22 protein-coding genes are annotated in these 19,700 nt (G+C 66.0%); 6 read left to right on the top strand and 16 right to left on the bottom strand.

Annotation, left to right across the window (positions count from 1 at the left end):
• Window positions 1–57 precede the first annotated feature (57 nt).
• A complete protein-coding gene (locus ACNJYA_RS14785) occupies window positions 58–1,947 on the top strand; it encodes a CHASE2 domain-containing protein (RefSeq protein WP_439366735.1) in 1,890 nt (629 codons plus the stop codon).
• A 218-nt stretch (window positions 1,948–2,165) separates the two neighbouring features.
• Here the strand turns inward: ACNJYA_RS14785 and ACNJYA_RS14780 are convergent, their stop codons facing one another.
• From ACNJYA_RS14780 to ACNJYA_RS14765, 4 genes are all read right to left on the bottom strand, one after another.
• On the bottom strand, window positions 2,166–3,668 hold the full coding sequence (locus tag ACNJYA_RS14780; protein WP_439366734.1) for a glycosyltransferase family 39 protein: 1,503 nt from the start codon (window positions 3,666–3,668) through the stop codon (window positions 2,166–2,168).
• Window positions 3,669–3,674: 6 nt separating this feature from the next.
• The gene (locus ACNJYA_RS14775; RefSeq protein ID WP_172783026.1) at window positions 3,675–4,802 is read right to left on the bottom strand and encodes a glycosyltransferase family 2 protein; all 1,128 of its coding nucleotides are present in this window, start codon (window positions 4,800–4,802) and stop codon (window positions 3,675–3,677) included.
• A gap of 241 nt (window positions 4,803–5,043) precedes the next feature.
• Complete coding sequence (locus ACNJYA_RS14770; protein WP_439366733.1) at window positions 5,044–5,247, bottom strand: hypothetical protein; 204 nt, start codon at window positions 5,245–5,247, stop codon at window positions 5,044–5,046.
• Between the two features lie 87 nt (window positions 5,248–5,334).
• Window positions 5,335–5,715: a hypothetical protein gene (locus ACNJYA_RS14765; RefSeq protein WP_439366732.1), complete on the bottom strand. Its 381-nt coding sequence runs from the start codon at window positions 5,713–5,715 to the stop codon at window positions 5,335–5,337.
• Between the two features lie 99 nt (window positions 5,716–5,814).
• Here ACNJYA_RS14765 and ACNJYA_RS14760 point away from each other — a divergent pair, with 99 nt between their 5' ends.
• Together ACNJYA_RS14760 and ACNJYA_RS14755 are read left to right on the top strand one after the other, a co-directional pair.
• The gene (locus ACNJYA_RS14760; RefSeq protein WP_439366731.1) at window positions 5,815–6,651 is read left to right on the top strand and encodes a DUF72 domain-containing protein; all 837 of its coding nucleotides are present in this window, start codon (window positions 5,815–5,817) and stop codon (window positions 6,649–6,651) included.
• Between the two features lie 7 nt (window positions 6,652–6,658).
• Entirely contained in the window at window positions 6,659–7,120 is a 462-nt protein-coding gene (locus ACNJYA_RS14755) for a DUF488 domain-containing protein (RefSeq protein ID WP_260379831.1), read from the top strand.
• Between the two features lie 126 nt (window positions 7,121–7,246).
• Here the strand turns inward: ACNJYA_RS14755 and ACNJYA_RS14750 are convergent, their stop codons facing one another.
• From ACNJYA_RS14750 to ACNJYA_RS14725, 6 genes are all read right to left on the bottom strand, one after another.
• A complete protein-coding gene (locus tag ACNJYA_RS14750) occupies window positions 7,247–8,161 on the bottom strand; it encodes a PhzF family phenazine biosynthesis protein (RefSeq protein WP_172783021.1) in 915 nt (304 codons plus the stop codon).
• Between the two features lie 151 nt (window positions 8,162–8,312).
• Window positions 8,313–9,620, bottom strand: a complete 1,308-nt coding sequence (locus ACNJYA_RS14745; protein WP_172783020.1) for an adenylate/guanylate cyclase domain-containing protein — start codon at window positions 9,618–9,620, stop codon at window positions 8,313–8,315.
• 29 nt (window positions 9,621–9,649) lie between these two features.
• Window positions 9,650–10,813 (bottom strand): ABC transporter permease, encoded by a 1,164-nt coding sequence (locus tag ACNJYA_RS14740; RefSeq protein ID WP_439366730.1) that lies wholly within the window; start codon window positions 10,811–10,813, stop codon window positions 9,650–9,652.
• Window positions 10,810–11,742 carry an ABC transporter ATP-binding protein gene (locus ACNJYA_RS14735; protein WP_172783018.1) on the bottom strand — a complete coding sequence of 311 codons (933 nt, stop codon included), beginning with the start codon at window positions 11,740–11,742 and terminating at the stop codon, window positions 10,810–10,812. The genes ACNJYA_RS14740 and ACNJYA_RS14735 overlap by 4 nt, the downstream gene beginning before the upstream one ends.
• Window positions 11,739–12,527, bottom strand: a complete 789-nt coding sequence (locus tag ACNJYA_RS14730; RefSeq protein WP_212258071.1) for an HlyD family secretion protein — start codon at window positions 12,525–12,527, stop codon at window positions 11,739–11,741. The genes ACNJYA_RS14735 and ACNJYA_RS14730 overlap by 4 nt, the downstream gene beginning before the upstream one ends.
• Window positions 12,524–13,216 (bottom strand): TetR/AcrR family transcriptional regulator, encoded by a 693-nt coding sequence (locus ACNJYA_RS14725; RefSeq protein ID WP_212258070.1) that lies wholly within the window; start codon window positions 13,214–13,216, stop codon window positions 12,524–12,526. Before ACNJYA_RS14725 ends, ACNJYA_RS14730 begins: the two co-directional genes overlap by 4 nt.
• A 109-nt stretch (window positions 13,217–13,325) precedes the next feature.
• Here ACNJYA_RS14725 and ACNJYA_RS14720 point away from each other — a divergent pair, with 109 nt between their 5' ends.
• From ACNJYA_RS14720 to ACNJYA_RS14710, 3 genes are read left to right on the top strand one after another with little or no spacing between them, the layout of a single operon-like run.
• Complete coding sequence (locus ACNJYA_RS14720) at window positions 13,326–13,661, top strand: ArsR/SmtB family transcription factor (protein WP_212258069.1); 336 nt, start codon at window positions 13,326–13,328, stop codon at window positions 13,659–13,661.
• Complete coding sequence (locus tag ACNJYA_RS14715) at window positions 13,658–14,119, top strand: SRPBCC family protein (protein ID WP_212258068.1); 462 nt, start codon at window positions 13,658–13,660, stop codon at window positions 14,117–14,119. The genes ACNJYA_RS14720 and ACNJYA_RS14715 overlap by 4 nt, the downstream gene beginning before the upstream one ends.
• Before the next feature lie 15 nt (window positions 14,120–14,134).
• Complete coding sequence (locus tag ACNJYA_RS14710; protein WP_212258067.1) at window positions 14,135–14,548, top strand: GFA family protein; 414 nt, start codon at window positions 14,135–14,137, stop codon at window positions 14,546–14,548.
• Between the two features lie 121 nt (window positions 14,549–14,669).
• Here the strand turns inward: ACNJYA_RS14710 and ACNJYA_RS14705 are convergent, their stop codons facing one another.
• The 6 genes from ACNJYA_RS14705 to ACNJYA_RS14680 form a co-directional block, all read right to left on the bottom strand.
• Window positions 14,670–15,080 (bottom strand): DUF2000 family protein, encoded by a 411-nt coding sequence (locus ACNJYA_RS14705; protein ID WP_212258066.1) that lies wholly within the window; start codon window positions 15,078–15,080, stop codon window positions 14,670–14,672.
• Window positions 15,081–15,145: 65 nt separating this feature from the next.
• Window positions 15,146–15,535, bottom strand: coding sequence for a DUF4189 domain-containing protein (locus ACNJYA_RS14700; RefSeq protein ID WP_212258065.1), 390 nt, complete (start codon window positions 15,533–15,535; stop codon window positions 15,146–15,148).
• Between the two features lie 186 nt (window positions 15,536–15,721).
• Window positions 15,722–17,326, bottom strand: a complete 1,605-nt coding sequence (locus ACNJYA_RS14695) for an NTP transferase domain-containing protein (RefSeq protein ID WP_212258064.1) — start codon at window positions 17,324–17,326, stop codon at window positions 15,722–15,724.
• Complete coding sequence (locus ACNJYA_RS14690; protein ID WP_212258063.1) at window positions 17,323–18,024, bottom strand: XdhC family protein; 702 nt, start codon at window positions 18,022–18,024, stop codon at window positions 17,323–17,325. The genes ACNJYA_RS14695 and ACNJYA_RS14690 overlap by 4 nt, the downstream gene beginning before the upstream one ends.
• A 2-nt stretch (window positions 18,025–18,026) precedes the next feature.
• Window positions 18,027–18,350 carry an XdhC family protein gene (locus ACNJYA_RS14685; RefSeq protein ID WP_025037240.1) on the bottom strand — a complete coding sequence of 108 codons (324 nt, stop codon included), beginning with the start codon at window positions 18,348–18,350 and terminating at the stop codon, window positions 18,027–18,029.
• A 10-nt stretch (window positions 18,351–18,360) separates the two neighbouring features.
• Window positions 18,361–19,563, bottom strand: coding sequence for a vWA domain-containing protein (locus ACNJYA_RS14680; protein WP_172783008.1), 1,203 nt, complete (start codon window positions 19,561–19,563; stop codon window positions 18,361–18,363).
• Window positions 19,564–19,700 lie beyond the last annotated feature (137 nt).

The raw sequence follows: 19,700 nt of genomic DNA, 5'->3' as shown, positions 1-19,700 counted from the left end.
CCTGGTCGACCAGGCCCGGCCCATGAAATTTGGACAATAGGATTGCAAGACGACCGCATGCGCAGCCGACGCGTTCAGATCCTGGTGGCACTCGTCCTCACCGCGCTGTGGGGCGCGGGCATCTATGCCACGCATGCCGACGGCCATCTGCGCTTTCTCGACCGCCTCGAAGCGACGCTGACAGACTGGCGGACGCAGGCCCGCGGCGTGCAGCGTCCGCCGGATCTCGTCACGATCGTCGCGATCGACGACACCGTGGTGAAGCGGGGCGGCAGCTATCCGCTGCCGCGCGCCGATCTCGCCCGCGTCGTCGACACCATCGTGCAGTTCAAGCCGAAGGTCGTGGCGATCGACCTGCTGCTGGTCGATCGCAGCGCAGCGATCGGCGATGCGACGCTCGCCAACACGCTCGCCACCGGCCCGATGGTGCTCGCCGCCGCGGCGATCTTCCCCTCCGCCAGCGAAACCGTGGCCCCCAGCAGCGAAGGTCCGCTGGCCGTGCTGCCCGAGGCCGAGCGCTTCCTGCAGCCATTGCCCGCATTCGCCGTTCACGCCGAGGTCGGCGTCGTCAACGTCGCGACAGGGCAATCAGGCTCGCCGCTCGCGGTGCCGATGCTGTTCCGGACCCGCGACAAGGTCGAGCTGTCGTTTCCGTTGCGCGTCGCGGCCCGCGCGCTCGACAAGCCGCTGACCGTCGCGCCGGGCCATCTCATGCTCGGCGATCGCCTGGTGCCGACCGACAGCAATCTGGCATTGCCGATCACCTATTACGGCCCGCGCCGCACCATCCGTACCGTCAGCGCACAGAGCATCTTCGACGGCACGCTCGATCGCGCGGCCATCGAGAACCGGATCGTCGTGATCGGCGCCTCCGTCGCCGGCGGCGGCGATTTCTATCCGACGCCGTTCGATTCGCTGATGCCCGGCGTCGAGGTGGTCTCGACCGCGATCACGCATCTCGTTGCCGGCGACGCCATCTTGCGCGACCACAGGGTCCGCATTGCCGACGCGCTCACGGCGATCCTGCTGCCGATGCTGCTGGTCGGCCTGCTCGCCTGGCAGCGCATCGCGCTCGGCACCATGGCCGCGGCCGCGGTGATGATCGCCTGGGCCGGGCTCAACCTGTTCGCGTTCATGCATGGCGTCTGGCTGAACGCCGCGACCACGCTCGTCGCGGCGGTACCGCCGGTTGCGGTCTTTGCCGGCGTGCAGCTGTGGGCCGGGGGCCGCCGCACGCAATATTTCGCCGCCCGGAGCAGGTCGCTCGCGCAATTCCAGGCTCCGGCGCTGCAGGATTGGCTGGCGCGAGATCCGAACTTCCTGTCGAAGCCGGTGCGGCAGGACGCAGCCGTGGTGTTCGTCGATCTCTCCGGTTTCACCGGTCTGAGCGAGCGGATCGATCCGGACGAGCTCACGGATATCCTGAAGGCGTTTCATGCGCTGATCGACCGGACCGCGATCGATTGCGGCGGCATGATCACGGGCTTCCTCGGCGACGGCGCCATGATCCTGTTCGGGCTGCCGCGCGCGATGCCCGACGATTCGGCACGCGCGCTGAAATGCGCGATCGATCTGCATCGCGGCCTCGCAGGCTGGATCGCCTCGCTGCCGCCGGCGATCGCAGGTCAGCTCGGCTTCAAGATCGGCGCGCATTGCGGCCCGATCGTCGCCTCGCGGCTCGGCGAAAGCCATCAGCACATCACGGCGACAGGCGATACCGTCAACGTCGCAAGCCGGCTGATGGAGATTGCCGCCCAGAACGATGCGCGCCTCGCGCTGAGCGACACGCTGCTGGATGCGGCCGACTTCCAGGGCGCGCCCGACGGCGTTTTGTCCGGCCCCCTGCTCGCTCAGGTCCGCGGCCGCTCCGGCGTCGTGACCGTCTGGTTCTGGCGCGACCGGGATGGACCAGGCCAGGATGCGGCCAAGGCCGAGATGATGGGCTAAAGCGCGATGAAGTGAGGCTCGATCGCTGCAAAGACGGAGGTGCGCTCCCTCTCCCGCTTGCGGGAGAGGGTTGGGGAGAGGGTGTTTCCGCAATGGGACAATCCCCTGGAGGAGAAAACCCTCACCCGCGCCTTCGGCGCGACCTCTCCCGCAAGCGGGAGAGGTTGCACCGAGCCCGCGGCAATCGATTCGACCTAGAGCCATTCCGCTCTAAGGCGCTACCGCGCTTCCGGCGGCGGCGAGCGGTCCAGCACCTCGCCCTTGGCACCTTCCAGCAGGTCGATGCCGTAGGTCTCGACCACGAGCGGCCCGCGCTTGCGCTGCAATTGCGCCACCTGCGTCACCTGCGCAAAGAGAGCATTGAGGGCGGGATTTCCGTCTGCGCGTAGCTCGTCGACATAGAGCAGCCTGCCGGCGAGCAGCTTGGGATCGGGCTCTTTCATGTTGATCCAGCGGATGCGCTGGCTTTGCTGCGCGACGCAGGTGCCGCGCGGCAGATAGAATGCGAGCCAGCTCGTGGTGCCGTAATCCTGCGCGAGCACACAGGTCGCGCCACTGCGCACGCGCACCGCCTCGATCTCTGCCGCGAGCTCGCGCCAGCCGACACCGACACTGCGCACGGTGGCATCGCGGCGATATCCGGACAACCAGCCGGTATTGGCCTGCACGATCAGGGCTGCGAACATGACGATGCCCACCGGCGCGGCCCAGCGCAGGCAAAAGTCGACGAGGCGCCGCTGACGCGGCTTCCACTGCGCGAGATTGGCGGCGGCGGCCGCGGCTATGACAAACGGCGGATACACCGGTGCGAACCAGTTGGCCTCGACGCGGGCATGCAGCGAATGCCAGACGAAATAGGCGACGATGGTCCAGAACATCGTCTCGATCAGCACCCGCGAGGCCAGCGCGCCGGCGCGCTGCCAGGTCAGCGCGTGCAGGCCCATTGCGCCGAGGATGAAGACCAGCGGCGTTGCGAACGCGATCTGGGTCGGGATCAGCTCGGCGATGAAGACGGGGCGGAAGTCCTCGATCCTGGCGCGGCCGAGCTGCTTTGCGAACGAGACCCATTGATGGTCTGCATTCCAGAGGATCACCGGCGAGAACAGCGCCAGGGCCACGAGGCCGCCGAGATAGGGCCAGGGCGAGAGAAACCAGCGCCGGAGTTTTGGCACGGATGCGAGCCAGATCAGGATCGCCGGCCCGAAGAACATCGCGGTGTATTTCGACAGCAGCGCCGCGCCGACCGCAACGCCAACCGCGAGCCACCAGGCGCCCCGTCCCGTCTCCAGCACCTTGGCGAGGAAGAACAGCACGAAGCTGGAGGCGACCAGCAGCGGCGCATCGGGCGTGACGATCAGTGTGCCGACGGAAGCAAGCAGCGTCACATTGAGCAGGATGGCGCTGGTCGCGGCCACGCGTGCGCCGCCGAACAGGATCGCGGCGGAGCGATAGACCGCGTAGCTCATCGGCAGCGCCAGCAGGATCGAGACGAGGCGGACGCCGAGCTCGGTATCGCCCGCGATCATGGTGCCGGCGCGGATCACATAGGCGACCATCGGCGGATGGTCGTAATAGCCTCCGGCGAGGCTCTTCGACCACATCCAGTAATAGGCTTCGTCGAACGTGATCGGGGTGAACGCGGCTGCAACGAGCCGCAATCCCACCAGCGCGAGAATCAGCAGCGCGGTATTGCGGACGATCCGCGCGTCAGCTCCGCCCATGTCGCGCTATTTCTTGCGCCAGACGAACAGTCCGGACATCGCGTAGTTCCACACCACGCCCATCAGCGCGCCGGCCATGCCGGCCAGCCACCAGATCGGCTCCTGGTCGTAGACCGAGAAGGCGACGCCGACATTGGCGAGCAGGCCGACGCTGCACACGATGTAGAAGGCGATCAGGCCGCGCAGCAGCGCAAAGCCCTTCAGCCGCTGGTCGCGATAGGTGAGGAAGTTGTTGAGGATGAAATTGCTGGTCATGGCGACGATGGCGCCGGCGGCCTGCGCCTCCGCGAATGGCGCGTTGAACAGGCGAAGCGCGATGAACAGCGTGGTCAGGTGCACCACCAAGCCGAAGCCGCCGACCATCGCGAACAGGATGAAGCGCAGCGAGACGACGTCGTTGGTCAGCTTGGCGAAGACGAGACCGAGGAAGTCGAGCGCGACCATGGAATCGAGCTTGCTCTCGCCGTGCTGGCGGGCGCCGAAGGTGTAGGGAATCTCGACCGCCCGCAAGCTGCCATGCGCGGTCGCGACGATGTCGAGCAGGATCTTGAAGCCGTGCACGGAGAGCTTCGGTGCGAGCTGCTCGAAGCGGTCGCGGCGGATCATGAAGAAGCCGCTCATGGGATCGGCAATCTCGACCCGCAGCATCTTCTTGGCGACCTCGGTCGCGAGCGCGCTGGCGCCGGCGCGCTGCTTGTTGAAGCCTTCGCTCTTGTAGCCCTCGATGTAGCGGCTGCCAACGACGAGGTCGGCCTGATCGCTTGCTAGCAGCAACAGCATCTTGGGCAGCTGCGTCTCGTCGTGCTGGAGGTCGGCATCGATCACGGCCACATAGGGCGCGCTGGAGGCGAGGATGCCCTCGATGCAGGCGCCCGACAGGCCGCGGCGGCCGATGCGGCGGACGCAGCGCACGCGGCTGTCGCGCTGCGCCAGTTCGCGCACGACGTCCCAGGTGCCGTCGGGCGAATTGTCATCGACGAACACGACTTCCCAGGCGACGTTGGCGAGCGTCGCCTCCAGGCGCCGGTACAGCACCGTGACGTTGTCGCGCTCGTTGAAGGTCGGGACGATGACCGACAGTTCCGGCCCCTCTTGAGCCTGGTTGTCGATGCCCGGTCTGATCGCTTCGTTCATGACGGCAGCGTATATCCGCCGCATCCTGCGCTGCCAAGCCGGGGTTCTGGGGAATGGCCGAAAAGGGCCCTAAAATGCCAACGACCCCGGAACGGCGGGCCGCGCGTACATCCGGCGCAGGCCTTAAGCTATTCCAAGGTCGTTCCGGCGATGGAGATCTTTACGCTCAACGTCGCCGTTAGAAGCTAAATGGGGACGGCAATGGCGTTCCGCAAGGGGCCGAAACCCGGATTTTCATGCCCTATTGGTTGGGCACTTCCCGGATGATCGGCCCGCGTGGCGCGGGCGCGGCGGGGGCTGCCGGTGCCGCCGCTGGGGCCGGCTCGGCCTTCGCCGGCTTGGGCGGCTTGCCGTACTGGCCGATCGGCCCGAACACGACGGCAACCGCAAGCACGACCGCCGCGACGATCGCCCCCAGAATGCCACCCACCGACTCAGACGACATGCAAGTCCATCCCCGCTCCAGACCGGCCCACTGATACCACGGATGCGCGCGCGGCCGGAAGAGCTCACAGACAGCACTAGCGACGGGCTACTTCGCCGGCGGCCGATGCTTGACGAAGGCCATCACGATGTCCTTCTGCGCCGCCTCCACCGCCCTGTTCGCGGTGGCGAGATGGGCGCCGGCATCGATCTTTGGATACTGCGTGGTGAGATAATCGAGCAGCGCCACCCGGTAATATTGCCGCTCAGAAGGACAGGCGCCCGCAACCGAGCGGCCGAAATCCTGCTCCGACAGGCCCTGATTGGAGTCGCGCGAATATTCCCGCGCCAGGCAATGCCAGTAATCGTCGCGGCCCTGCTGGGCGAGCTTCTGCGCGCCCTTCGCGTCATCGTCATCCGCCACGGCAGAACTTGTCATGGCAGCAGATGTCATCAGGACGAGCGCTATTCCCACCAGCAGCATCCGCATCTTGTTCTCCTTCTTCGCGGGTCCGGTCGCGAGCTTAGACGGGGCCGGCCAACTGGCCAATCACATCTGGTTTGATTAGGATGAGATCCCTCCCCGTCGATGCGAGATCCTCCCGTGGCCAAAGCAAAAACTGCGTCCAAAAAATCCGGCAACATCTTCATCGGCATCGGCGGCTGGACCTTCGAGCCCTGGCGCGGCGTGTTCTATCCGGAGAAGCTGGCGCAGGCGAAGGAGCTGTCCTATGCCGCCTCCAAGCTGACCTCGATCGAAATCAACGGCACTTACTACGGCTCGCAGAAGCCGGAGAGCTTTCGCAAATGGGCGAGCGAGGTGCCTGAGGGCTTCGTGTTCTCGGTGAAGGGACCGCGCTTCGCGACCAACCGCCGCGTGCTCGCGGAGGCCGGCGATTCCATCAAGCGGTTCTACGATTCCGGCGTACTGGAACTCGGCGATCATCTTGGGCCGGTGCTGTGGCAGTTCGCGCCTACGAAAAAGTTCGACGGCGCCGATTTCGGCAAGTTCCTGGAGCTGTTGCCGCGCAAGCTGGAGGGGCGCGCGCTGCGCCATGTCGTCGAGGTCCGCCACGACAGCTTCTGCACGCCGGACTTCGTGACGCTGATCCGCGAGTTCGAGACGCCCGTGGTGTTCGCCGAGCACGGCAAATATCCTGCCATCGCTGACGTCGCCGGCGATTTCGTCTATGCGCGGCTGCAGAAGGGCAATGACGAGATCAAGACCTGCTATCCGCCGAAGCAGCTCGATGCCTGGGCCGAGCGCTTTCAGGCCTGGGCTTCGGGCGGTGAACCCGACGACCTGCCGAAGGTTGACAAGGCCAGGCCGGAGAAGGAGCCGCGCGACGTGTTCGCCTATGTCATCCACGAGGGCAAGGTGCGCGCGCCCCACGGCGCCATGGAATTGATCGCGCGGGTGAGCTGAGGTTCACATGGCAAAGGCGAAGAAGCTGTTCACCATCGGCTATGAGCAGACGCCGCCCAAGGCCGTGCTGGACGAGCTGGAACAGGCCGGCGTCAAGCTCGTGGTCGACGTGCGCGCGGTGACGTCGTCGCGCCGGCCGGGCTTTTCCAAGAAGCAGCTGTCGGCAGGCCTCGACGAGCGCGGCATCGGCTATGTCCATCTCGCCGCGCTCGGCACGCCAAAGGAAGGCCGCCTCGCCGCGCGCGGCGGTCAATACGACGTGCTCGAGAAGATCTATTCAAAACACCTGAAGACGCCGCAGGCGAAAGAAGAGATGGACGAGCTCTCGGCGCTGGTGAAGAAGGCCGGCCCGGTGTGCCTGCTCTGCTACGAGCGCGACCACACCCACTGCCACCGCCAGATGATCGCGGAGATCATCGAGGAGCGCGACGGGGTTGCGGTGAAGAATTTGGCGGGGCGGCAGGTGTAGGGGTCGCAGTCATTCCGGGGCGCGCCTCTTGGCGCGAACCCGGAATCCATCGAGCGGCAGAGGTGGTGGATGAATGGATTCCGGGCTCGCGACTTCGTCGCGCCCCGGAATGACACGTGGGGAGGCTCAGCCCTCCCCCGCCAACCTAAACGTCCCCTCCATCATCGGCACGCAAGCGCCGCCGACGTGAGCGGACACGCCCTTGCCATCCTGCTTGCGCACGCGCGTCGAGAGGATGCTCGGGCGGCCCATGTCAAAACCTTGGCCTACAGTGAGCTTCAGCTCACCGTCGCGCGCGGGATCGAGGTCGGCGAACAGCGCGGCGGCGGCAACCGTGGCGCTGCCGGTGGCGGGATCCTCGACGAGACCGCTGGCACCACGCATGAACATGCGCGCCTGCCGCTCGCAAGGCGCCTCCGCCGGGGGCACGTCGCGGGTATAGAACCACACCGAGCGAGCACCTTCGCGCGGCAAGACCTTGCTGAAGGCTGCCGCATCGGGCCGGGCCCGCTTCAGCGCCTCGCGCGAATGCAGCTCCATCACCAGAAACGCGTTTCCGACGGTGACGATCTCAGGCTCGTGATTGTCGGTCTTGATGTCGTCGGCAACGAGTGAGACGCAGCTCGCAGCTTCGGCAGCCGACAGCCGCGACAGCCGCTGCAGCGGCTGCGGCGCGGTGAGCTCGGTTCTGATCACCCTGCCCCGCTCTCGCACGATCTCGACCGGGACGAGCCCGGCCTTCTCCTCGAACAGCAGGCGCGGCTTCGGCTCTTTCGCCATCGAGGCGAGCACGAAGGCGGTGCCGACATTGGGATGGCCCGCAAAGGCAATCTCCTGGACCGGCGTGAAGATGCGCACCTCCGCATCATTGGCCTTGTCGCGCGGAGGCAACACGAAGGTGGTCTCGGAATAGTTGAACTCGGTCGCGATCGCCTGCATCTGCGCGGTCGTGAGCCCGCCGGCATCGAGCACCACGGCAAGCTGGTTGCCGCCGAAGGCGCGGTCGGTGAACACGTCGACGGTGATGTAGCGGCGCTGCATCGTCACTTCCCCATGCAAGTCGCGGCCACGACCGGCCGCATCGCGCGGCACTCTACAGGCCGACAACATCGCTCGTCATGCCCCAAAATTGAGTGCAATCGGAGCAATCGCTTGGATGAAAGAGAACTGCGCACACCGATTTGTGAGCGCGCTACCCCAGCTGATACACGGGTACTTTCTCGTCATAGCCGCGCACTTCAACCTCGCCGAGCGCGACGGCATCGTTGCCGTCATCGCCCAGCGCCTCGCGCACGGATGCGGAGATCAGGAGCTGCGAGCCGAACTCCTTGTTCAGCGCCTCGAGCCGCGAGGCGAAGTTCACGGTGTCGCCGATGACGGTGTATTCCTTGCGCCGGGGCGAGCCGATATTGCCGGCGACGACCTCGCCGAAATGGATGCCGATGCCGATCCGCAGCGGCCAGCTGCTCTCCGCGTTGATGCGATCCATCGCCCGCAGCATCTCGCGGCCGGCGGCGACCGCGCGGTGCGCGGCGTCGGATGCTTCCAGCGGCGCGCCAAACAGCGCGAGAAAGCCGTCACCCAGGAACTTGTTCACGATGCCGCCCTCGCGGTCGAGAATGTCGACCAGCACGGCGAAGGCGCCGTCGAGCCGGTCGACCACCTCCTGCGGCGTACGCGACTGCGCACCGGTCGTGAAGCCGCGGAAATCGACGAACATCACCGCGACGCGGCGGACATCGCCGCCGGTGCGCGGCCCCGCCGTCATCAGCCGCTCCACCACCTGCGGCGACACGTGCTGGCCGAACAGATTGGTGACGCGGTCGCGCGCGGTGGCGGCCGCGATGCTCGCGGCGAACTGCCGCCGCAATTGCGCGCCGACGGCGCCCGCGAGCACGCCGCAGATCAGGATGATGGTGCTGCGGACGGCGTGAAAATAGAGCTGGGGCTCGCCGACGCTGCTCGAGGGATCGTAGACCAGTGCGACCGCGAACAGCTCGGCAGCAGCGACGAAGCCGGTGAAGGTCGAGAGCCAGAAATCGAGCCGCAGCGTCGAGAGGATGACGAAAATGAAATACATCAGCGGCACGGCGAAGCCGAGGGCCTGGGTCGCGCCCATGGTCCGGATCTGCAGGATCAGGATCACGGTCGGCAGCGACGTCTCGATCAGCGTGCCGATATAGCGCCTGGCCACCGGCACGTCGCGATCGAGGCGGAGGTTCTTCCTGATCTGGGTATGGACCCAGACCTCGAACAAAATGAAGCCGACGAGCAGGCCGTAGACTTCGGCGAGCCCTTCGGTGCCGCGCCAGACCCGGTTCACCACGGCGGGATCGACCAAATAGACCGCGGTGAGGAACAGCGTCATGACGCAGCCGGTCGCGATCAACGCCCGCACCCGCAACAGCTCGGTGCGCAGCACCTCCCGCGTCAGCTCGCGCTCGAAGTCCTCCGACAAGGCGGCATGCTGCCGCGCCTTCCTGCTCGCAAACTTGGCCATTCCACCCCTCGATTCCGGGGTATTGTGCCTCAATCCAGCGTACGGCGGAAGCGCGTCACGGCGACGGTCATGGCGAGCAGCATCAGGGCCGCCAGCGCCAGCGCGTCGAAATGCAAATTCTGCATGGTCGCGCCCTTCAGCATGATGGCGCGGACGATTCGCAAATAATGGGTCAACGGCAAGGCCTCGCCCAGATATTGCGCCCAGGCCGGCATGCCTGCGAACGGGAACATGAAGCCCGAGAGCAGAATGCTCGGCAGGAAGAACATCATCGACATCTGCATGGCCTGGAGCTGGTTCTGCACCAATGTCGAGATGGTGTAGCCGATCGACAGATTGGTGGTGATGAACAGCGTCGAGAGCAGCGCCAGCAGAACGAGATTGCCGAGCACGGGCACGCCGAACAGGCCGACGCCGATGCCGATGATCAGGAAGGCCTGGACGAAGCCGACCAGCACGTAAGGGATGATCTTGCCGAACATCACCTCGACCGGCTTGATCGGCATCGACAACAGGCTCTCCATGGTGCCGCGCTCGACCTCGCGCGTCACCGACAGCGCGGTGAAGATCAGCATGGTCATGGTCAGGATGGTGCCGACGAGGCCCGGCACGATGTTGAGGCTGGAGCTAGCTGCCGGGTTGTAGCGGGCATGGGCGCGGATCTCGAACGGCATCTCAGGGGGATCGCCGATATAGAGGTCGTGCTTGAGCGCGGTCTGCACGACCATGCCGAGCGAGCCGATCGCCGAGCTCGCCGCCACCGGATCGGTGGCGTCGGCGGCAACCAGCAGCGCCGGCCTGTCGCCGCGCCGCACCGCCCGCTCGAAGCCGCGCGGGATCTCGACCCCGAACAGCACCTTGCCGGACTTCAGGAGGTTGTCGAAATCGTCGACGTCATGAACCTCGTAGAGGAAGCGGAAATATTTGGTGTTTTCCAGCGCCTTCAGGATCGAGCGGGCGAGATCGGAATCCTCCTGGAGCAGCACCGCGCTCGGCAGATGGTGCGGCGTGGTGTTGATGGCATACCCGAACAGCATGAGCTGCATCACCGGCAGCATCACGATCATCGCGAACGACACGCGGTCGCGCCTCAGCTGGATGAACTCCTTGATCAGCATCGCGTAGGAGCGCCGCAAAAAGCCGAAGCGCTCGCGGATTTCGCGCCGTGGTGCAGGATCGTCGACTGCGCTCATTGGAAATTATCCTTGGAGCGCCCCATCAGCTCAATGAACACGTCTTCGAGTGAGGGCTGCGACTTCTGCCAGTGCAGTCCGCTTTTCTCGCGCCAGGGCGCGATGCTGGCTTCGAGCGCCGGGACGTCGCGACCGGACACATGCAGCGAGGTGCCGAACGGCGCCACCATGTCGATGCCGGGCTTCCCCGTGAGCGCGCTGCCGAGCTCGTTCAGGTCTTCGCCCGTGACGGTGTAGGTCGTCAGCGCCGATTTCGCGATCACCTCCTCCACCGTGCCGTGCGCCAGCAGATAGCCATAGGCGATGTAAGCGATCTCGTGGCAGCGCTCGGCCTCGTCCATGTAATGGGTCGAGACCAGCACGGTGAGGCCCTCGGCGGCGAGGGCGTGGATCTCGTTCCAGAAATCGCGCCGCGCCTTGGGGTCGACGCCGGCCGTCGGTTCGTCCAGCAGCAACAATTGTGGATTGGGCAGCGTGCAGGCCCCCAGCGCCAGCCGCTGCTTCCAGCCGCCGGAGAGCTCGCCGGCGAGCTGCTCCTCGCGCCCCGAGAGCCCGAGCCGCTTGATCATGTCGCGCGCGGCGCCGCGCGCGTCGGTGAGGCCATAGAGCCGCGCGACGAATTCGAGGTTCTCGCGCACCGAGAGGTCCTGGTACAGGCTGAAGCGTTGCGTCATGTAGCCGACCTGGCGCTTGATCTTCTCGGCATCGCGGCGGATGTCGTAGCCGAGGCAGGTGCCCTCGCCGCTATCCGGCGTGAGCAGGCCGCAGAGAATGCGGATGGTCGTGGTCTTGCCCGAGCCGTTGGGACCGAGGAAGCCGTAGATCGAGCCGCGCTTCACCTGCATCGACAGATCGTGCACGACCTCGCGGCCGCCGAATGATTTCGTCAGGCCTTTGACGTCGATGGCGATGCCGTTGCCGTTGCTCATCGCTTGTCCGCCACCGGGGTCTTCGGATTAAGGTAGATGTCGATCGGCTGTCCGACGCGCAAGGCATCGGGCCGCGAGGGTCGCGCCTGGATCAGATAGACCAGCTTGTTGCGCTCCTCGAGGCTGTAGATGACGGGCGGCGTGTATTCGGCCGAGGTCGCGATGAAGTAGATCTTCGCGGTGAGATCGGCGGCGCAATTGTCGCAGGACACGCGCACCGTGTCGCCGATCGCGAGCTTCGGCAACTCGGTCTCCGGCACGAAGAAGCGCAGCTTCATGTTGCCGGGCGGCATGATCGAGAGCACCGGCCGCTGCGCCGCCACCATCTCGCCTTCGCGGAAATAGATCTGCTGGATGGTGCCGGCGACGGGCGCGAAGCCCTTGCGCCTCGCCATCCGCGTCTCCGAGGTCGCCACCCGCGCCTCCGCGACGCGCAGGGCGGACACGGCGGAATCGAGATTGGCCTGCGTGCCGGAGCCGGTCTTGTTCAGCGAAGCCGCACGGTCATAGGTCTGCTGCGCGTTCGCGAGCGTCGCCTTCTGCTGGTTGAGGTCGGCAAGCTGAAGATCGTCATCGACGGAATAGAGATGATCACCGACCTTGACCTCGTCGCCCTCGCGGACGTTGAGCTTGGTGACCCGCCCGGCTTCGTCCGGGCTGACGAAGATCATGTCGGCCTCGACCCAGCCCTGGAAGCCGGGATCGCGCTTCTCCTTGCACCCGGCAAGCCCGGTTGCGAGCACAGCGAGCAATGCCAGAACAGAAATTGTTTGCGACGACCTCATGTCGTCCTCCGTTCGCCAAAAATCAAATCGAGATGCACGCGCAGCATCTCCTGCGCGTCGAGCGGCGCATGCCGCGCAAACAAGCTCTGCCAGATCACGGCGATCATCGCGGGCGCGACCAGGATCTGCGGATAGCGCGCGAGGTCCTTCTGCCGGATCTCGCCGCGGGCGATGCCGAGCTCGATCAGCGCGCGCATCGCGGCGACCCCGCGCGAGACCACCTCGCGGTAGTAGAAGTCGGCGACCGACGGAAAGCGCGGCCCCTCCGCCACGATCAGGCGCACCAGATCGCCGCGCCTGGTGCCGATCACCTCCTTCAGGAAGTTGCCGGCGAAGGTCTCGACGAGGTCGCGCACCGAGCCCGCCGGCGGCGGCAGCGTGGTCAGCCGTGCGACCACGGGAACGATGACGATGCGCACCAGCTCCTCGAACATCGATTCCTTGTCCTTGAAGTGAAGGTAGATCGTGCCCTTGGCGACGCCGGCGCGCTTGGCGATGTCGTCGAGCCTGGTCGCCGCAAAGCCGCGCGCGATGAACTCCTCCATCGCCGCCTCGACGATCGCCGCACGCCGCTCCGCCGCCCGCGTGGCGCGGTTCGAGGCAGGTGCTGCATCGGGGCCTGCAGGCGCAGGACCGGTCGCGTGGGAGGCCGGAGAGGGCAAGGCGGCTTTGGTCGGCTTCTTCGTCATTTGAAATTTATGACTGACTAGTCAGTCATAGTCAAGACCGCAAAGAACAGGCCATTCCAGTAGACGAATTAGTGTTGACTAATGCATTAGTATTCGCTAATTTGATTTCATGATCGAAGCCGCCCCAAACCCCGTCACCGCCGTGATGCGCGCCCTTGCCGATCCGACCCGCCGCGCCGTGTTCGAGCGCGTGTTCGACAGCAAGGAGATCAGCGTCGCCGAGCTGACGCGCGGCAGCGGCGTGACCCAGGGCGCGATCTCGCAGCACCTGAAGTCGCTGAAGCAGGCCGGCCTCGTCGCCGAGCGCGCCGAGGGCCGCAACGTCTATTACCGCGCCGCGCCGCAAGGACTCGAGCCGCTGGTCACCTGGATGGACCATTACGGCGTGTTCTGGCGCGAGCGTTTCCAGAACCTGCGTGACCTCTTGAAGGAGATCGACCCGTGAGTGCTGCCGCGTTGAAAGCCGACACAAGAGACATCGTCATCGACGAGGTCTTCCCTCACACAGCCGAGACGATCTGGAAGGCGCTGACCAGCGCGCAGCTGATCGGGCGCTGGCTGATGCAGCCGACCGGCTTTGAAGCCGTCGAAGGCAAGGCCTTCACCTTCCAGACCACCCCCGGCGGCAATTGGGACGGCGTGATCCATTGCCGGGTTCTGGAGGTCGTGACCCTCAGGCGCCTCGTCTACGCCTGGAAGGGTGGCGACGAGCGCAACACCGGCTATGGCGCACCGCTCGACACCGTCGTGACCTGGTCCCTCACCCCGGTCGAAGCTGGCACGCGGATCCGCCTCGTCCATGCGGGCTTCGTCCTGCCCAGGAACGAGTCGGCCTACACGGTGATGAGCGGCGGCTGGAAGAAGGTCGTTCGCAAGCTCGATGAGATCAGCGGCGAAGGCTGAGTGGGAGATATCGCGATGGAAAAGCCCTATACCGGCGGCTGCGCCTGCGGCGCGATCCGCTATTCGATCGAAGGGGAGCCCCTCTTCAGCAATCACTGCCAGTGCCGGGACTGCCAGCGGGAAAGCGGCAGCGGCCATGGCTCCTACGCGACCTTCGCGCGCGCCGGTGTCACGCTGACGGGCGATGCCAGGCACTGGGACATGGTCGCCGACAGCGGCAAGGTGAAGACGCGCGGCTTCTGCACACAATGCGGCGTAGCCGTCTACATGACCTTCGCCGCGCAGCCGGACGTCTTCACCATCCGCGCGGCAAGCCTCGACGAGCCCGCCCGCTACAAGCCGCAGGCGGTGACCTTCGCCGCGCGGGGACATGGCTGGGATCCTCTTGACGCTGGCCTGATGAAATTCGAGGGCATGCCGCCGGGGTGAGCACGCACTCCGTCATTGCGAGGAGCGAAGCGACGAAGCAATCCAGAAAACCTGCGCCGAACGATTCTGGATTGCTTCGCTGCGCTCGCAATGACGATGTGGGAGCTTTTGAGCGGTGCGACTAACTATGGAATTTCAGGCCATCGACGATCTTGTCGATCACCTTGCGCTCGGCGCGCATGGCGATGCCGACGAGATTGAGGTCGGCGCGCGCAACCGCCCTCACCGCCTCGCGGTTGGCGGCGTCGTGCGTGGTCTTGAACATGTCCTCGGTGTAGACCGCCGCCTTGACGTTGCGGGTGAGCGCGCGGTCCAGCGCGCGCGACAATGCAGGACCATCGGCGCCGTAGATCAGAATCGGCTGGCCGATCAGCGCATGATACTTCGTGCCCGAGGCGTCCTCATAGGCTTCGCCGATGCATTCCGGAAAGGCCGCGGCGATGCCGCTGGTGAGGAAGGACGCGACGTTGAGCTTCTGCCAGGCTTGAAGATCGGTGCGGATCACGACGGCGATCTTGGTGTCGAACTGCATGTATGCCTTCCACTGTCATTCCCGAGGCGATGCTACGCAACGCCCCATCACGACAGCAAGAGAAATCAGCCCTTCGCGTCGCAGGCCCAGGCGCGGATCACGCATTCCTTGCCGCCGTATTTGTAGCATTCGCGCGTAGCGGCATTGAGCGAGGCCGAGATCTTCGGCTTGACGGCGTAGCCATAGGCGCCGCAGGGGTTGGTCATATCGACCGACATCGCGGCGCAGGCGCGCTTCATCGTCACGGTGGTGCAATCGCCCTTGCATTGCTTCTGGGCCGCCGCACGCGCCTCGTGCTCGGCGCCATAGTCAAAGGCCTGGCCGTAGGCGCCGCACTTGCCGACTGCAAACGCGCCGGCCGCGTGCGCATCCGTGATGTGGCGGGCGCCGGCGACGCAAACGGACAGCGCAAAGAAAAACATCGCGCAACGGCGCGCGACGACGTTCGAAGCCATGGAAAAACCCCTCCCCCCAAGGCAGGTCGGGGCAACTCTAAGCGGCGGTCGTTTCCAGATGGTGAATGGGTGGTTGAAATCGGGAGGCTTGGGAGGCGCCGTAGGGTGGACAAAGCGCAGCGTGCCGATCGCAATGACGAGACGGTGGGCACGGCGCTGCGCGCCTTTGCCCACCCTACGGCGCCCTCATCCGCGTCTTGCCGCTTCCAATGCCTGCGGCGTGTCGATGTCGAGGAAGGCGCTCTCGCCGTCCACCGGCACCTCGGCGACGGCCTCGGTGTGCTTGGCGATCAAATGCCGCGCGCCGATGTCGCCGTCGAGCGTCATCAGCTCCTTGAAGAAGCGGCGCGACCACAGCACGGGGTTGCCGCGGCGGCCTTCGCTGACGGGCACGACGATGAGGTTGCCGCGGTCCGGTGCAAAACTGTCGATGAGCCGGTCGATCAGGCCGGCGTCGATCAGCGGCATGTCGCCGAGACACACCACGGCGCCGTCGCAGGTCTCGGGCACGTCCGCGATTCCCGCCTTGACCGAGCTGGCGATGCCGCCGGCGAAGTCAGGGTTGCGGACGAATTTCACCTTCAGGCCTTGCAGCGCCTGCTCGACCAGTTCGGCTTGATGACCGGTGACGACGATCACCTCGGATGCCTTGGAGGCCAGCGCCTGCTCAGTCGCGAGGCGCACCAGCTTCTTGCCGTCGAGCTCGGCGAGCAGCTTGTTCGGTCCGCCCATCCGCGTCGAGCGGCCCGCCGCGAGCACGATGGCCGCGACCTGGCTGTTGCCCTCGGTCTCGGGCTTGGCGCGCGGCTGCGGCCGCGTCACGATCTCCATCAAGAGGCCACCGACGCCCATGCCCATCAGCTCGGACCGCGTCACCTCGATGCCGGCGAGAAGCCGCATCAAGACCCAGTCAAAACCGTTCTCGACCGGTGAGCGCGCGCAGCCCGGCGCGCCCAGCACCGGCACGTCGCCGGCGCGGGCGATCAGCAAGAGATTGCCGGGGTCGACCGGCATGCCGAAATGCTCGATCTCGCCGCCGATTCCGGTCACCGACGCTGGAATCACGTCGCGGCGGTCGGCGATCGCTGACGCGCCGAACACGATCACGAGCTCGGCGCCGAGCCCAAGCAATTCCTTGATCGCGGCCGACAGCGCCTGCTCCTCGTGCGGGACCCGGCGCTCGGCAATGATGCTGGCGCCGGCCGGGGCCAGCCGTTCGGCGGTGACGCGCAAGGTCTTGTCGATCACCTTCGAAGACAGGCCCGGCAGCAGCGTCGAGACCACGCCGACCTGCTTGATCACGTAAGGCGCGACCTTCAATACGTCCTTGCCCGCCGCCTTCACCGCGGCATCGCGCAAACTCGCTTCGACGCCGAACGGGATGATCTTGACGGTGCCGACCATCTCGCCCTCGACCACCGGCTTGTAGGCGGCGAGCGTCGCAAAGGTGATGGCTTCGTCGATGTTGTTGATACGGTCGACCGCGGCGCGGTCGATCACCAGCACGCCCGCTCGCGCGGCGAACAGATTGGCGCGGCCGGTGAAAGCGCGCTCGACATGGATGCCCTCGCCGCCGATGGCGAGCGCGATGCTGGCGGCCGCAACGTCCTCGGAGACGTCGCCCGCCTCCATGCGCACCACGACGATGTCCTTGATGCCGGCGCGCTCCAGCGCCTCGACCTCGGCAGGCCCGATCGTCGTGCCCTTCTTCAGCACCAGCGATCCCTGGCGCAGGGTGTGGACGGTCACCCCGCCAATCGCATCCCTCGGGCTCGCCGGGCCGAACTTCATGCCGCTTCTTCTTTTTCCTTGGGAGGCAGCCGAAGCACGGCCGTGATCTCGGCCATGATCGCCACCGCGATCTCGGATGGCGAGACCGCGCCGATCGCAAGGCCAATGGGCGCGTGGATGCGCGCGATGTCGCTTTCCTTGGCGCCCTGCGCCCGCAGCCGGTCGCCACGCTTGGCATGCGTCTTCCGCGAGCCGAGGGCGCCGATGTAGAAGCAGTTGCGCTCGAAGGCGTGCAGCAGCGCGGGGTCGTCGATCTTGGGATCGTGCGTCACCGCGACGAACGCCGTGTAGGCGTCGACGTTGAGCGGCGGCAGCGCAGTATCAGGCCATTCGGCGATCAGCGGAATGTCCGGAAAGCGCTCCGGGCTCGCGAAGGCCGTGCGCGGATCGACCACGGTGACGTCATAACCGAGCGAGCGCGCCAGCGGCGCCAGCGCCTGGCTGATATGGACCGCGCCGACGATGACGAGCTTTGCCGTCGGGGCATAGACATTGAGGAACAGCTTCTTGCCGGCGGCCTCGACACTGGCGCTCTTGCCCGTGCGAAGCTGCTTGTCCAGCTCGGCGCGCAGCGGATCCCTGGCGAAATCCTTCGCCTTCACCAGGCGCTGCTCGCCGCTCTCAGTGTCGGTCACCAGGATCACCGGTCGGCGCGCGGCGCGCTCGGCATTGAGTTCGTGCAGGATATCGAGCTTCACGGCTAACCGACCTTCTCGACGAAGACGCGGATGGTGCCGCCGCAGGACAGCCCGACATTCCAGGCGGTCTCGTCGGCGACGCCGAACTCCAGCATCTTGGGCTTGCCGCTCTGGATCACGTCCATGGCCTCGGTGACTACGGCGCCCTCGACGCAGCCGCCGGACACGGAGCCCAGGAAGGTGCCTTCGTCGTTGATGACGAGGCTGGAGCCCGCCGGGCGCGGCGCCGAGCCCCAGGTCTCGACGACCGTCGCCAGCGCAACGCCTCGGCCGGCCTTCTGCCAGTCCTCCGCCGCCTTCAGGATGTCCTCGTCGCGATCGAGCATGGCTGGCCTCTCAAGCTGCGGAGCGGATCAGGCTGCGGTGATGCGGGGGCAGCGGCTGGGAGAGCGTGGTGATCAGCTCCTGGATCGAACTCAAATTATGCACGGGGCGGAATTCGTCAACGTGGGGGAGCATCATTTTGATGCCCTGCGCCTTGGCCTCGAAGCCGCCAAACCGGAGCAGCGGGTTCAGCCAGATCAGCCGCCGGCAAGACCGGTGCAGCCGGTCCATCTCGAAGGCGAGCCTGGAATCGGCCTCCCGTTCCAGCCCATCGGAGATCAGGAGCACGATGGCGCCCTGGCTCAGCACCCGCCGCGCCCACAATTTGTTGAAGTTATGCAGCGAGGCCGAGATGCGGGTACCGCCAGCCCAGTCCTCGACCGACGCCGAGCAGCTCGCCAGCGCCTCGTCCGGATCGCGTTGGCGCAGCGCGCGGCTGACATTGGTGAGGCGCGTGCCGAACAGGAACACCGAGACGCGCTTGCGGGCATCCGTGATCGCATGCAGGAAATGCAGGAACAGTCGGGTGTATTCGCTCATCGAGCCCGAGATGTCGAGCAGCGCCACGATCGGCGCCGGCTTCTCGATCCGCCCGAGGCGATGGATGTCGATGATGTCGCCGCCGGTGCGTAAGGATGCGCGCAGCGTCCGGCGCAGGTCGAGGCGCAGGCCGCGGGCATCGGGCCGTTGCCGGCGCGTCAAGAGCTCGGCCTGCGGCAGATGCATCCGCTCGACGGCACGGAGCGCCTCGGCGATCTCCGCCGCGCTCATCTGCGCAAAATCCTTCTTCTGCAGGATCTCCTTGTCGGAAACCGACAGGCGCAAATCCTGCTCCTGGTGCTGCGGCGTCTCGGTCATGCGCGGCTGCGACATCGCCTCCTGGACGCGGCGGGCGCCGGCCTGGGGCTTCTTCTTGGCCTCGTCCGGCAGCGGCACCGAGTCCAGCATGTGCTTCCACTCTTCCGAGGCACGGAAGAACAGGTTGAAGGCCTGCTTGAAGATCAGCGCATGCTCGTGACGCTTGACGAAGATCGCCTCCAGCGTGGTGAAGACGTCGGATCGGTTGCCGATGTCGATCACCTGCAGCGCGCTCATGGCATCGATGACGGCGCCCGGCCCGACCGGCATGCCGGCGGCACGCAGCGCGCGGGCGAAGCCGACGATGTTGTCGGCGAATTGCTCGGTCTTTTCGGGGGCAAGGTGGTTGATGGCCATGGTCTATCCTCGCTCCGTCATTCCGGGGCGCGCCACTTGGCGCGAGCCCGGAATCCATTCATCCACCGTCGCCGCTGCCCAATGGATTCCGGGTTCGCGCTGACGCGCGCCCCGGAATGACGAACTCAATCTGACGC

It is taken from the genome of Bradyrhizobium sp. BLXBL-01, assembly GCF_051853025.1.
GTDB lineage: Bacteria > Pseudomonadota > Alphaproteobacteria > Rhizobiales > Xanthobacteraceae > Bradyrhizobium.
Note: the sequence above shows the minus strand (reverse complement) of the source record. Positions and strands in the feature narration are given on the sequence as shown.